The sequence below is a fragment of the Streptomyces sp. 8N114 genome, assembly GCF_052245835.1.
Taxonomy (GTDB): domain Bacteria; phylum Actinomycetota; class Actinomycetes; order Streptomycetales; family Streptomycetaceae; genus Streptomyces.
In genome coordinates this window covers 462,422-475,345 of record NZ_JBQQBT010000004.1, presented here as the reverse complement: position 1 = coordinate 475,345, position 12,924 = coordinate 462,422, and the positions used below count along the sequence as shown (strand labels likewise).

10 protein-coding genes are annotated in these 12,924 nt (G+C 71.3%); 5 read left to right on the top strand and 5 right to left on the bottom strand.

The window, feature by feature from the left end; translation table 11 throughout:
- The 3 genes from ACTWQF_RS12925 to ptsP all read left to right on the top strand — a co-directional run.
- A partial coding sequence (locus ACTWQF_RS12925) for a hypothetical protein (RefSeq protein WP_443279463.1) occupies window positions 1–200 on the top strand: 200 nt, incomplete at its 5' end.
- A 467-nt stretch (window positions 201–667) separates the two neighbouring features.
- Window positions 668–1,117 (top strand): PTS sugar transporter subunit IIA, encoded by a 450-nt coding sequence (locus tag ACTWQF_RS12920; RefSeq protein ID WP_443279462.1) that lies wholly within the window; start codon window positions 668–670, stop codon window positions 1,115–1,117.
- Window positions 1,118–1,262: 145 nt separating this feature from the next.
- Complete coding sequence (gene ptsP / locus ACTWQF_RS12915) at window positions 1,263–2,933, top strand: phosphoenolpyruvate--protein phosphotransferase (RefSeq protein ID WP_443279461.1); 1,671 nt, start codon at window positions 1,263–1,265, stop codon at window positions 2,931–2,933.
- 187 nt (window positions 2,934–3,120) lie between these two features.
- Here the strand turns inward: ptsP and ACTWQF_RS12910 are convergent, their stop codons facing one another.
- Window positions 3,121–5,166: an acetoacetate--CoA ligase gene (locus ACTWQF_RS12910; RefSeq protein ID WP_443279460.1), complete on the bottom strand. Its 2,046-nt coding sequence runs from the start codon at window positions 5,164–5,166 to the stop codon at window positions 3,121–3,123.
- A gap of 200 nt (window positions 5,167–5,366) precedes the next feature.
- On the opposite strand from ACTWQF_RS12910, the gene ACTWQF_RS12905 reads away from it, so the two are divergent.
- Window positions 5,367–7,754 (top strand): glycoside hydrolase family 31 protein, encoded by a 2,388-nt coding sequence (locus ACTWQF_RS12905; protein ID WP_443279459.1) that lies wholly within the window; start codon window positions 5,367–5,369, stop codon window positions 7,752–7,754.
- A 211-nt stretch (window positions 7,755–7,965) separates the two neighbouring features.
- Here ACTWQF_RS12905 and ACTWQF_RS12900 read toward each other — a convergent pair whose 3' ends face one another.
- Window positions 7,966–8,781: an SAM-dependent methyltransferase gene (locus ACTWQF_RS12900; RefSeq protein WP_443279458.1), complete on the bottom strand. Its 816-nt coding sequence runs from the start codon at window positions 8,779–8,781 to the stop codon at window positions 7,966–7,968.
- 115 nt (window positions 8,782–8,896) lie between these two features.
- Window positions 8,897–9,721 carry a M15 family metallopeptidase gene (locus ACTWQF_RS12895; protein WP_443279457.1) on the bottom strand — a complete coding sequence of 275 codons (825 nt, stop codon included), beginning with the start codon at window positions 9,719–9,721 and terminating at the stop codon, window positions 8,897–8,899.
- Between the two features lie 459 nt (window positions 9,722–10,180).
- Here ACTWQF_RS12895 and glpK point away from each other — a divergent pair, with 459 nt between their 5' ends.
- Complete coding sequence (gene glpK / locus ACTWQF_RS12890) at window positions 10,181–11,686, top strand: glycerol kinase GlpK (RefSeq protein ID WP_443279456.1); 1,506 nt, start codon at window positions 10,181–10,183, stop codon at window positions 11,684–11,686.
- A gap of 149 nt (window positions 11,687–11,835) precedes the next feature.
- Here glpK and ACTWQF_RS12885 read toward each other — a convergent pair whose 3' ends face one another.
- Both ACTWQF_RS12885 and ACTWQF_RS12880 read right to left on the bottom strand, forming a co-directional pair.
- Entirely contained in the window at window positions 11,836–12,447 is a 612-nt protein-coding gene (locus ACTWQF_RS12885) for a GTP-binding protein (RefSeq protein WP_443279455.1), read from the bottom strand.
- The gene (locus ACTWQF_RS12880; protein ID WP_443249731.1) at window positions 12,428–12,862 is read right to left on the bottom strand and encodes a DUF742 domain-containing protein; all 435 of its coding nucleotides are present in this window, start codon (window positions 12,860–12,862) and stop codon (window positions 12,428–12,430) included. Before ACTWQF_RS12880 ends, ACTWQF_RS12885 begins: the two co-directional genes overlap by 20 nt.
- Between the last annotated feature and the right edge of the window lie 62 nt (window positions 12,863–12,924).

Below are 12,924 nucleotides of genomic sequence, written 5' to 3'. Positions count from 1 at the left end.
ATGTGTTAAGCACGCCGCCAGCGTTCGTCCTGAGCCAGGATCAAACTCTCCGTGAATGCTTCAAATTCGCGGAAGAGCGGAACCAGGAGAGGAATAATCCCCCGGTCCACAGCGTCCTCGCTGTAATTTTTTCAAAGGAACCTCAACCCGCCGACAACAAGACCGTCGACAGGCCGGGGTATCAACATATCTGGCGTTGACTTTTGGCACGCTGTTGAGTTCTCAAGGAACGGACGCTTCCTTCGAAACCGTCTCACCGGCTTCTCCGGACGTTTGCCCTTCGCTTCTTTCCAAGACTACCACCGCGATTTCGGTGACCCGAAACCACTTTGCGCCGAAGCGCACGCAGCCGACGGACCGAAAGCGGTGAGGTTTTGGAAGTGCTGCCCTCGCGATCGGCGCCGGGCAGGCATACGACAGTACAGCGGTCCGCGCGACAGAGGCAAATCGGTTCTGCACAGCAGGGCCACGACAGCGCCACGAGGTCGCCACCAGTACCTCATGGACAGCGCGCTGACAGGGGGCAACGAGGGGTAGCGGGGGGTAACGGCGCGCCCGCGCCTCTTGCGGAATCAGCTGTTCCTATGACTTACGCTTCTGCACGGTGCGCCGTCCCGGACAGGTAGCGACGGCGGCTGATCGAGACTCCGCCCTTGGGAGGTCCCCCATGACCACCGTGTCGTCCCCGCTGACCGGACGCGCTATCGGCTTGGCAGCTGTGCCGGATCCGGTGTTCTCCGGGGCGATGGTGGGCCCCGGTACCGCCGTCGACCCCGTGCGGGAGCGCACGGAGGCGGTGGCGCCCGTCGACGGAATCGTCGTCTCGCTGCACCCGCACGCGTTCGTGGTGGTGGACTCCGAGGGGCACGGGGTGCTGACGCACCTGGGGATCGACACCGTGCAGCTGAACGGAGAGGGTTTCGAGCTGCTGGCCGCCAAGGGAGACTCGGTGACGCGGGGGCAGCCCGTGGTGCGCTGGGATCCGGCGGCCGTGGAGGAGAAGGGGAAGTCGCCCATCTCCCCGGTCATCGCGCTCGAGGCCACCGCTGAAGCGCTCGGTGATGTGCTGGAGGACGGTGACGTCGAGCGCGGACAGGCGCTCTTCGGCTGGAGCTGACGTCGGCAGACGTCGAACGGCGTACGGGCCCGGCCCTGCTCCCTGTCATCCTCCACGCGTCACGGGAGTCCCCTTCTGCGCGTGCACGGGCCGGGCGGAAACGACTGCGGTGGCCTGGGGCCGCCGCCGAGCGGAGACGGGTGAGATGGACACAACGCTTCGAGGCGTGGGCGTGAGTCACGGGGTGGCGATCGGCGAGGCGCGGCACATGGGCACCGCCGTGCTCGAGCCCCCGGCCAAACAGATCGCGGCCGATGAGGCGCCGCGTGAGCAGCAGCGGGCGCGGCAGGCCGTGGAGGCCGTCGCCGCAGACCTGGTCGCCCGGGGAAATCTCGCCGGGGGTGAGGCGCAGGCCGTGCTGGAGGCACAGGCCATGATGGCGCAGGACCCGGAGCTGATGGCCGATGTCGAGCGGCGGATCGCCGTGGGCAGCACGGCCGAGCGCGCGGTCTACGACGCGTTCGCCGCTTACCGTGCGCTGTTGGCGCAGGCGGGCGACTATCTGGCGGGCCGGGTGGCGGACCTGGACGACGTACGGAACCGCATCGTGGCGCGGCTGCTGGGCGTGCCGATGCCGGGGGTGCCGGACAGTGACCGGCCGTACGTACTGATCGCGCGGGACCTGGCCCCGGCCGACACCGCACTGCTCGACCCGGCTCTGGTGCTGGGGTTCGTGACCGAGGAAGGCGGGCCGACCAGTCACAGTGCCATCCTCGCGCGGGCGCTGGGGGTGCCTGCCGTGGTGGCGCTGCCGGGCGCCGGTGAGCTGGTCGAGGGCACCGTCGTCGCGGTGGACGGCAGCACCGGTGAGGTCATGGTGAATCCGACCGACGCGGAGCGGGAGGAGCTGGCGCGGACCGCGGAGGAGCGGAAGGCCGCGGTGGAGGCCGCCAACGGTCCGGGCGCCACCTCGGACGGGCACAAGGTGCCGCTGCTGGCGAACGTGGGCGGTCCCGCCGATGTGCCGGCGGCCGTGGAGGCGGGCGCCGAGGGCGTGGGACTGTTCCGTACGGAGTTCCTGTTCCTGGACGACAGTGAGCGGGCGCCGTCGGAGGAGCAGCAGGTCACGGCGTACCGGCAGGTACTGGAGGCGTTCCCGGAGGGGCGCGTCGTGGTGCGGGTGCTGGATGCGGGCGCCGACAAGCCGCTGAGCTTCCTGACACCCGCCGACGAGCCGAACCCTGCCCTGGGGGTGCGCGGGCTCCGTACGCTGCTCGACCACCCGGAGGTGCTCCAGGAGCAGCTGCGGGCGCTGGCGAAGGCAGCCGACGGGCTGCCGGTGTACCTCGAGGTCATGGCGCCGATGGTGGCGGACAGGACCGATGCGCGGGCCTTCGCGGACGCCTGCCGGGAGGCGGGACTGAGCGCGAAGTTCGGTGCGATGGTCGAGATTCCCTCGGCTGCGTTGCGGGCCCGTTCGGTGTTGCAGGAGGTGGAGTTCCTGTCGCTGGGCACCAACGACCTGGCGCAGTACACCTTCGCCGCCGACCGGCAGGTCGGTGCCGTCTCGCGGCTCCAGGACCCGTGGCAGCCGGCGCTGCTGGATCTGGTGGCCGTCTCGGCGGAGGCCGCGAAGGCGGAGGGCAAGAGCTGCGGCGTCTGCGGTGAGGCGGCTTCCGATCCGCTGCTGGCATGTGTGCTGACGGGGCTCGGGGTGACGAGCCTGTCGATGGGGGCTTCGGCGATCCCGTTCGTACGGGCGCAGCTCGCCAAGCACACCCTGGCGCAGTGTGAGCGGGCGGCAGCCGCAGCGCGGACTGCGGACAGTGGGCCTGATGCGCGGGCTGCGGCGCAGGCGGTGCTGTCCGGGGAGTGACGCCGCGTCACTCCCGGGGAGGGCCCCGGGCTGCCCCGGGGTCCCCCTCCTGATGTGCAGTTCCCCCGCAAGGGGTGCTGCGCTTGCCCACCCTGCGCCCTGGGGGTACCCCCTGCTCGAAGAGCTTGGGGGAGCAGACTGCCCAAGCGCAGCTCGGGAGGCGGCGCAGACTGCCCAAGCGCAAATGTCAGGGGTGGTCGCGGCCCAGTTCAGCGTAGAAGTCGAGCAGTTCGGCGTTGTCCACGGAGCCGGGGTTGACGGCTTTCTCCATGGCGGTGCCCTGGAGGAGCCGTTTGACGGGGACCTCCAGGCGCTTGCCGGTGAGGGTGTGCGGGACGGCGGGGATCTCGATGATCTCGTCGGGCACGTGCCGGGGCGAGAGGCTCTGCCGGATGGTCTGCTTGACGCGGTCCCGCAGGGCGTCGTCCAGGACGGCGCCCTCGGCGAGGTGGACGAAGAGCGGCATCCAGTAGCCGCCGTCGGGCTGTTCGACGCCGATGACGAGGGACTCGCGGATCTCGGGGAGGCGTTCGACGGCCTCGTAGATGTCGGCGGAGCCCATCCGGACGCCCTGGCGGTTGAGGGTGGAGTCGGAACGGCCGTGGATGATCACGGTGTTGCGGTTGGTGAGGGTGATCCAGTCGCCGTGCCGCCAGACGCCGGGGTACATGTCGAAGTAGCTGTCGTGGTAGCGGGAGCCGTCCGGGTCGTTCCAGAACCGGACGGGCATGGAGGGCATGGGCTGGGTGACGACCAATTCGCCGACCTCGTCCACCAGTGGCTTGCCCTGCGGGTCCCAGGCGGCGAGGTCGGTGGCGAGGGAGGGGGCCTGGAGTTCGCCGGTGTGGACGGGAAGCGTGGGAACGGCGCCGGCGAAGCAGCTGCACACATCGGTGCCGCCGCTGACGGAGGCGATCCACATGTCGGGCGAGACCTCGTCGTGGATCCAGCGGAAGCCGTCGGGCGGCAGCGGGGAGCCGGTGGTGGCCACGCACTTGACCCGGGAGAGGTCGAAGTCGCGCCCCGGGTGGATGCCGGCCTTGCGGCAGGCCATGACGTAGGCGGCGGAGGTGCCGTAGATCGTCGTACCGGTGCGTTCGGCGACGCGCCACTGTGCTGCCGTGTCGGGGTAGCCGGGGCTGCCGTCGTAGGTGACGACGGTGGCGCCGGTGAGCAGGCCGGATACCAGCAGGTTCCACATCATCCAGCCGGTGGAGGTGAACCAGAAGAAGCGGTCGCCGGGTCCCATGTCGTTGTGCAGCGTGAGCTGCTTGAGGTGTTCGATCAGGATGCCGCCCTGGGACTGGACGATGGCCTTGGGCAGTCCTGTGGTGCCGGAGGAGTAGAGGACCCACAGCGGGTGGTCGAAGGGCACCTGCTCGTAGTGGGGTTCGGCGTCGAGGGAGGTGAGGTCCGCCCACTCGAGTGCGCCCTCCGGGGCCGGGGTGCCCAGCAGCGGTACGTGGACGACGGCGCGGAGGGTGGGCAGTTCCGTGCGGAGTTGGGCGACGGTCTCGCTGCGGTCGTGTTCCTTGCCCCCGTAGTGGTAGCCGTCGACGGTGAACAGGACGACGGGCTCGACCTGCTGGAAGCGGTCCAGGACGCTGCGGGCTCCGAAGTCGGGTGCGCAGGAGGTCCATACGCCGCCGACCGCTGCGGTGGCCAGGAGGGCGACGGCCGCCTGCGGGACGTTGGGCAGATAGCCGCTGACCCGGTCGCCGGCGCGTACACCGAGGCGGCGCAGCTCCTGGGAGAGGGAGGCGACCTGGGCGCGCAGTTCGGTCCAGCTGACCGGCGCTGGCTCGTGGGACTCGTCGACGTGCAGCAGGGCGGGCTCGGCGGCGCGCGCGGGGTCCTCGGCCGGACGCAGCGCGTGCTCGGCGTAGTTGAGGGTGGCGCCGGGGAACCAGCGGGCGCCGGGCATGCGCGCGTCGGCGAGGACGGTCTCGTACGGGGTGCTGAAGCGGATGCCGGACCATTCGGCGAACGCGCCCCAGAAGGTGGCCAGGTGCTCGGTGGACCAGCGGTGCAACGCGGCGTACGAGGCGACGGGGTCGGCCGGGTCGGGGGCCGGGGCGCCATGGTGGCGGGCTGCCCAGTCCTGGAACCGGGTGAGGCGGGCCGAGGGGAAGTCGCCGGGATCTGGCCGCCAGAGCGCCTCGGGCTGCGAGGGCTGTGAGGGCTGCGAGACGTGTGAGGTCTGAGCGGTCCTGTCGCTGTGCGCTGCGGTCATGGCGGCTCCCTGCGTCCTGTACGCGTCGTCGCGTCCCTTCGCGCGGGACGATGCCATCTGATCATCCGTTGTGCCAGGGCAGGAGTCACACAGCGCGGCTGCGGGGAGTGTGCGGAGCCCCCAGAAACCATGGTGACCAGCGGGTGAACGGCCGTTTAACAGCCCTGACGTGTGGGGTTGCCGATGGCAGGCTGAGCAGCATGGAAGGGCGGGGCCTGGTGCGGTCGGTGACGGTTGTCGGTACGGGGGGCGGAGGGCTGGGGATACGGGCGCTGCGCGCGGCGTGGCGCAGACGGCGGGCTGACGCGGTGGGGCTGCCCCGGCAGCGCGCGGAGCGGGCCCGTACGCCGGGTGAGGCGGCGGGTGCGGAGCCGGGGCCGGGCGGCGGCAGGGTGAGCTTCGCGCGGTCGGTGCTGGATGTGCGGGTGACGGTGGGCGGCGCGGTGTTCCTCGGGTGGGACGGCGCGGCGCCGGAGCCGTCGTACGCGCTGGTGGGCGCGTGCCCGGAGCCCGATCCGCGGGCGCGGCTGGAGCCGGACAAGGACGGCGGCTGGCGGGTGGTCTCCGAGCGGATGCTGGTGATCGTCTCCCGGCACGGTGCCGTGGAGATGCGCACCCCGGGTGGCGCGCTGCTGCGCCGGGACCAGCCGCCCCGGTGGTGGGAGAGCGCGGAGAAGGGTGCCGAGGAGGCGGAGGCCGACGCCGGGCCGCGGTGGATGCAGCGGTCCGAACTCCCCTGTGACACACGGTTCTTCGGGCTGGGCGGCAGGGCCGCGGGGCCCCGGCTGCGGACGGGCAAGTACCGGCTGTGGAACACCGACGCCGGGCCCTGCGGTCCGGGCACCGACCCGCTGTCGGTCACCATGCCAGTGCTGGTGAGCGTGGCGGACGCGGGCACGCTGCTCGTCTTCCACGACAACCCCTGGGACGGTTCGGTGACCGTGCGGGAGGGCGCGGAGGGGCAGGGCTCGGGGCACGACCGCCCCGGGCGGTGCGAGGTGCGGATGGACGGCGGGCCGATGCGGTACTGGGTGGTGGCGGGCGCTCCCTCCCGTGTGCTGCACGGCTGGGCAGCGCTCACCGGGGCCCCGGCGGTGCCGCCACGTTGGGCGCTGGGCCACCAGCACGCGCTCCGGGGTGCGGGCGGAGAGCGGGCGGTGCGGGAGTTGGTGGACGGCCACCGGGAGCGCGGGCTGCCGCTGGGCGCGCTGCATCTGGACACCGCGCACGGCCGCAGCCCTCGCGGCGCCACGGGGGACACGCCACGCTTCCCGGGGCTTCCGCGACCGATGGCGGGGCTGCGGGAGGCCGGGGTGCGGCTGGTGTCGGTGGTGGAGCCGGGGGTGCGGGCCGAGGCCGGCGATCCGCTGTTCGACAGCGGCGGCGCCGCCGACCTGTTCGTACGGGACGCGCGGGAGCGGACGGTGCTGGGCCGTGCGCTCTGCGGGGAAGTGGTCTTCCCCGACTTCACCGACCGGCGGGTGCGCAAGTGGTGGGGTGCGCTGTACGCGGAGCCGTTGGAGCAGGGCTTCGCCGGAGTGTGGCACACCGGGGATGAGCCGGTGTCGCTGTGCGCGTTCGGCGACCGGACGCTGCCGCTCTCGGCACGGCACGCGCTGGAGGGCCGAGGCGGCGATCACCGTGAGGGCCACAACGTCTACGCCCTGACGATGGCGAAGGCCGGGTTCGCGGGGCTGCGGGAGCTGCGCCCCGGGGAGCGCCCGTTCGTGCTCTCCCGTGCGGGGTGGGCGGGGACCCAGCGGTACGGCGGTGCCGCGGCCGCCGAGTTGGAGACCGGCTGGGCCGGGCTGCGGGCCGCGCTGTCGCTGGTGCTGGGCCTGGGGTTGTGCGGGGTGCCGTACGCGGGTCCGGATGTCGGCGGTGACACCGGGCGGCCCTCCCCCGAGCTGTATCTGCGCTGGTTCCAGCTGGCCGCGTATCTGCCGCTCTTCCGTACGCATACCGCCGCGGATCCCGCGGGGGCGCCATGGGGGTTCGGCGAGGAGGTGCTGGAGCATGTGCGGGCCGCCCTGGCGGAGCGGGAGCGGCTGGAGCCGTACTTGCTGACGCTGGCTCAGCTGGCGCACCGTACCGGCGCCCCTTACGTGCGGCCGGTGTGGTGGCAGCATCCGCGGGACCGGGCGCTGCGTGACTGCGAGGACGCGTTCCTGCTGGGTGATGCGCTGCTGGTGGCGCCGGTGCTGGAGCGGGGGGTGCGGTCGCGTACGGTGCGGCTGCCGGCGGGCCGGTGGTACGACACCGACACCGGGCGCGGCTACCAGGGCCCGGCCACGGTGCGGGTGGCGGCGCCGCTGGGGCGGCTTCCCGTGCTGGCGCGGGCGGGGGCTGCGATGCCGGTGCGGGGCCCGGACGGGCGTACGGAGCTGGAGGTGTGGCCGCCGGCGCCAGGACGTACCGGGGGCGGGCTGCTGATCCCGGATCCGGGTGACGGATGGGAGCGGCCGGCGGCGGAGCGGTTCACTGTGCGCGGTGCGGAAGACGGTTCTGTGGCGGTGGAGCGGGAGGGCGGTGGTGCGGTGGGGTACGTCGTACGAGTGCGGGGGCCTGTGGGACCGGCGGCCTGTTAGGGCTTGCCCGGCGGGTCGTGCGTGCCCGGCATGCCGGCCCTGCTCCCCCAAGCTGCTTCGAGCAGGGGGTACCCCCAGGCGCAGACCCTCCCAAGCGCAGCAGGGAGAACACGCCCCGTCAGGGGCGCGGGGAACTGCGCGAGCAACCACAACGAGCCGTAGCCCGCAAGCATCCGTCAGGGGCACCCTCTCCCCGGAAAACGCCCCACGATCAGTGCTTGCGGCCGACTCCGCCGTAGACGGCGACCTCGGGCGGTTCGCCGAACGGGAGCGCTTCGGGGCGCCAGTGTGGGCAGGAGACGATGCCGGGCTCCAGCAGTTCGAGCCCCTCGAAGAAGCCCGCCATCTGCTGGGGGGTGCGGGGGGTGTAGGGCACGGCGCCGCTGCGGTCGTTGAAGCGGCTGATGGCCTTGACGTAGGCGGGGTCGGTCGTGCTGCCGTCGTTGTAGCCCAGGTAGCTGCCGGACGGCAGCGCGGCCAGCAGTTCGGCAGTCACCTCGCGCGCCTCGTCGTAGTCGCTGACCAGGCCGAGGATGCCCATCAGCATCAGTCCGACGGGCTGCCCGAAGTCGAGGCTGTCGGCTGCCGCGGCGAGGATGCTTGCCGGATCGCGTACGTCGGCGTGCAGATAACTGGTCGAGCCCTCGCGGGTGCTGGTGAGCAGTGCCTGGGCGTGAGCGAGGACGAGGGGGTCGTTGTCGACGTAGACGATGCGGCACTCCGGGGCCACCCGCTGGGCGATCTCGTGGGTGTTGTCGACGGTGGGCAGGCCGGTGCCGATGTCGAGGAACTGCCGGATCCCCACCTCTCCCGCGAGGTGGCGTACGACCCGGCCGGTGAAGGCGCGGGAGTGGCGGGTGATGTCGACCATCCCGGGGAAGATCGCGCAGACCTGGTCGCCTGCAGCGCGGTCGACGGCGTAGTGGTCCTTGCCGCCCAGGAGATAGTTCCAGATGCGCGCGGAGTGCGGGACCGTGGTGTCGATCTCCGTCGCGGGCTGCTGCGCCCGCTCCGTGCGGTCCGTCATGGCTGGCTCCCCTGCTCGGCTGCGTGGATGTCCGACTGCTGCCACAACGTAGCGCCCATGGCGGGGCCACTGGAGCCACATGTGCGATTCCGGGTGGCCCCAGTGGCGTGTGGCCTCAGTGGGGCGGGGTCAGCGAGTGGCGGGAGACGGGGAAGTCGAAGTAGGTGTCGGGGAAGGTCTCCGGCTTATGGGTGAAGTGCCACCATTCCTCCGGGAGGTTGGTGAAGCCCTCGCGCTCCAGGGTGGTCTTCAGCAACTGCCGGTTGGCGCGCTGTTCCCCGGTGATGCGGGGGTCATCGGTGTGAGAGAGGGTGTCGAAGCAGTCGAAGCCGGTGCCCGTGTCGACGGAGTTGTCGGGGAACCGTTCCTCCTTGGGGGCGTAGCAGGGCACCAGCGGCTCGCCGGGGTGGTAGGGGCGGGTGGGCTTGGCGGGCAGCTTGACGACGGTGATGTCGACGGTGCTGCCGCGGCTGTGTCCCGACTTCTCCGCGATGTAGCCGTCCTCGAAGAGCCGGTTCTTCTCGACGCGGGGGTAGAACTCGGGCTTCATCTTCTCGTCGTCCAGGTCCTTGGCCCAGCGCACGAAGTGGTCGACGGCACGCTGCGGGCGGTAGCAGTCGTAGACCTTGAGCGTGTAGCCGCGGCTGAGGAGGGAGCGCTGGGCCCGGGCGAGCGCCTTGGCCGTGTCCTTGGTGACGATGCACATCGGCTGGCGGTAGCCGTCGATGGGTTCGCCGACGAAGTTGTGCTCGGTGAAGTAGCGGATGTCCTGCCGGATGCTCGGGGCCACGTCGTGCAGGGCGACGAACTCCTCCGGTGCCTTGGGCTCGTGGCCCTGCCCGGACGCGGCTTGCGCCGCGGGAGCCGGGGCGACGGCGAGGGCCAGGAGGACGCCGGCCGCGGCGAGCGGGGCGTGCGATGCGGTGCGGATGCGTCTCATGCCCCTCTCCTCTACCAGGGGGCGAGCCCTCTCCACCAGGGATCGGCCAGGGATCCAGCAGGGTACGGAGCAGAGGGAAGTGAGAAACGGCGGCTCGGGGCCACCCCCGTCGGTCCCGTGCCGCCGTCCTCGTTCTGTGTGGACGCCCGACCCCGCGGGCCGGTTCGCGTGAGCGGGGGTACGTACGGGGGCGTGAGGATCTGGTGACACCTCGGTGACAGTCGCGACGGGAGCGTCGCAGACGGGGCGCGACGTCCCGGTTGTGCGCCTGGCCTTGACTGCCTCTCAGCTGGGCTGAACACTGCCGTCACGCTCGTCGCGGACACCGCCGTGATGCCGGGTGGAGCCGCCGATCGGCGGGGCCTGACGGCTCTGCTCGGCGGGGCTTCGGCGTGCCGCTCCGCAAGGCCGCATTCTGATCGTGACGTCCGAACGCACCTATCGAGGGGTCGTCAAACCATGACGGACAAGTACGTCGCTGCCATCGACCAGGGCACCACCTCCAGCCGCTGCATCGTCTTCGACCAGCAGGGCGGGATCGTCGCCGTCGACCAGCAGGAGCACCGCCAGATCTTCCCGAAACCCGGCTGGGTGGAGCACGACGCAAGCGAGATCTGGACCAAGGTCCAGGCAGTGGTCGGCGGCGCGTTGGAGCGCGCGGGGCTGCGCGCCGACCAGCTCAGCGCCATCGGCATCACCAACCAGCGCGAGACGACGGTGCTGTGGGACCGTGCGACGGGCGAGCCGGTGCACAACGCCATCGTCTGGCAGGACACCCGCACCTCCGCGCTCTGCACCGAGCTGGGCGGCGAGGTGGGCCAGGACCGCTTCCGCGACCGTACGGGCCTGCCGCTGGCCAGCTACTTCGCCGGGCCGAAGGTCGCCTGGCTGCTGGACAACGTACCGGGGCTGCGGCAGCGCGCCGCCAACGGGGAGATCGCGTTCGGCACCATCGACTCCTGGCTGATCTGGAATCTGACCGGCGGCACCGACGGCGGCCGGCATGTCACCGACGTCACCAACGCCTCCCGCACCATGCTGATGAACCTGGAGTCCATGGAGTGGGACCAGTCGGTGCTGGACGCGATGAACGTGCCCGCTGCCGTGCTGCCGGAGATCAGGTCCTCCTCGGAGGTGTACGGCACGGCTGTCGGGCAGCTCGCGGGCGTGCCGGTGGCCTCGGCGCTCGGTGACCAGCAGGCGGCTGTTTTCGGACAGACCTGCTACGGCGTCGGCGAGGCCAAGAACACCTACGGCACCGGCTCCTTCCTGCTGCTGAACACCGGCAGCAGGCCCGTGCCCAGCAAGCACGGGCTGATCACCACGATGGGCTACCGGCTGGGCGACGAGGCGCCGGTCTACTGCCTGGAGGGCTCCATCGCGATCACCGGCGCGCTGGTGCAGTGGTTCCGCGACCAGCTGGGATTCATCAACGACGCCTCCGAGATCGAACCGCTGGCCGCCAGCGTCGAGGACAACGGCGGTGCCTACATCGTGCCGGCGTTCTCCGGACTGTTCGCCCCGTACTGGCGTTCGGACGCGCGCGGTGTCATCGCCGGGCTGACCCGGTATGTGACCAAGGCGCACCTGGCGCGGGCCGTGCTGGAGGCGACAAGCTGGCAGACCCGCGAGGTCGTCGACGCGATGTACCAGGACAGCGGGGTGGAGATCACCACGCTGAAGGTGGACGGCGGAATGACGGCCAACAGCCTGCTGATGCAGCACCAGGCCGATGTGCTCGGCGTTCCGGTGATCCGGCCCGTGGTCGCCGAGACCACCTGCCTGGGCGCCGCCTACGCCGCCGGCCTGGCGACGGGGGTCTGGTCCGATCTGGACGAGCTGCGGGCCCACTGGAAGCGCGACGCGGAGTGGACTCCGTCGATGAGCGCGGAGGAGCGTGACCGCGAGTACGCGAACTGGCACAAGGCCGTCGATCGCAGCTTTGGGTGGGAGAAGTCGGACTAGGGCTTGCCCCCTGCTCGAAGAGCTTGGGGGAGCAGACTGCCCAAGCTTCTCCCAGGGGACGCGCCCCGTAAGGGGCGCGGGGAACTGCGCGACCAGCCACGACTGACCCGCAGCCCGCAACCGTCGTGCAGGGGCACCCCGTACCGGACTCAGTTGTCGGTGGGGGCCCCTGCCAGGCTGGCGTGGTGCATGGCGTGCTCGACCACCGAGATGAGCACGTCCCGCGCGGACTCGCGCTGCCGGGCGTCGCACAGCAGGAGGGGGACGCCCCCGTCGAGGTCGAGGGCTTCACGGAGGGTCTCGGCGGGGTACCGCTCGGCGTCGTCGAAGCAGTTGACCGCCACGGTGAAGGGGATGCTGCGGCGCTCGAAGTAGTCGATCGCGGCGAAGCAGTTGTCCAGTCGCCGGGTGTCGGCGAGCACGACGGCGCCGAGTGCGCCGGTCGCCAGTTCGTCCCACAGGAACCAGAATCGGTCCTGGCCCGGTGTGCCGAACAGATAGAGCACGAGTCCGTCGTTGATGGTGATGCGGCCGAAGTCCATGGCGACCGTCGTCGTGGACTTCGACTCCACCCCTTTGGTGCTGTCCAAGGGGCGACTGGCCTCGGTCAGCAGCTCCTCGGTGCGCAGCGGTCTGATCTCGCTGACCGCTCCCACCAGCGTGGTCTTGCCGACACCGAAGCCCCCGGCCACCAGTATCTTCAGTGTCACCGGTTCGGCCGGGGCCGTTCTGCCGCCCCGCTTAGAGCGCCCGAAGACCATTGATCACCTCTCTGAGGATGCTCTCGTCCGGCAGCTCCGCCGGAGGGACGGGGCGGGTGACGCGCACCAGGTCGGCCTCCACCAGGTCGCCGATCAGGACGCGTACCACCCCCACGGGTAGGTCGAGTTCGGCCGCCACCTCGGCCACCGAGAGGGGGGAGCGGCGGCAGAGCGCGAGGATGTCGAAGTGCTCGGGCACGAACGCGTGGTCCGTGAGGAGCTTGTCCTCCTCCTCCGGAAGGAGCTCGCCCTCCGCGGCGGATCCGGCGTCCGGCTCCGCCGCGTCCGGGCTGTCGGCGATGACGAGGGCGATGAGGTCGAGCTGCGTGTCCTTCGCGCCGCTGCGGGTGCGGCCCCGGGTCATCGCGTACGGGCGCACCACGGGTCCTGCATCGTCGAACCAGCGGTTCGTCATGGCCGGCCCCGTCCTCTCGCTCCCTTGTCCGTCGTCCCGTCGTCCCGTCGCCCCCGGCGTGC

Excerpts from the sequence above, each read along its gene's own strand:
- ACTWQF_RS12920 (WP_443279462.1), top strand. The coding sequence starts at position 668 with ATGACCACCGTGTCGTCCCCGCTGACCGGACGCGCTATCGGCTTGGCA.
- ptsP (WP_443279461.1), top strand. The coding sequence starts at position 1,263 with ATGGACACAACGCTTCGAGGCGTGGGCGTGAGTCACGGGGTGGCGATC.
- ACTWQF_RS12910 (WP_443279460.1), bottom strand. The coding sequence starts at position 5,166 with ATGACCGCAGCGCACAGCGACAGGACCGCTCAGACCTCACACGTCTCG.
- ACTWQF_RS12905 (WP_443279459.1), top strand. The coding sequence starts at position 5,367 with ATGGAAGGGCGGGGCCTGGTGCGGTCGGTGACGGTTGTCGGTACGGGG.
- ACTWQF_RS12900 (WP_443279458.1), bottom strand. The coding sequence starts at position 8,781 with ATGACGGACCGCACGGAGCGGGCGCAGCAGCCCGCGACGGAGATCGAC.
- ACTWQF_RS12895 (WP_443279457.1), bottom strand. The coding sequence starts at position 9,721 with ATGAGACGCATCCGCACCGCATCGCACGCCCCGCTCGCCGCGGCCGGC.
- glpK (WP_443279456.1), top strand. The coding sequence starts at position 10,181 with ATGACGGACAAGTACGTCGCTGCCATCGACCAGGGCACCACCTCCAGC.
- ACTWQF_RS12885 (WP_443279455.1), bottom strand. The coding sequence starts at position 12,447 with ATGGTCTTCGGGCGCTCTAAGCGGGGCGGCAGAACGGCCCCGGCCGAA.
- ACTWQF_RS12880 (WP_443249731.1), bottom strand. The coding sequence starts at position 12,862 with ATGACGAACCGCTGGTTCGACGATGCAGGACCCGTGGTGCGCCCGTAC.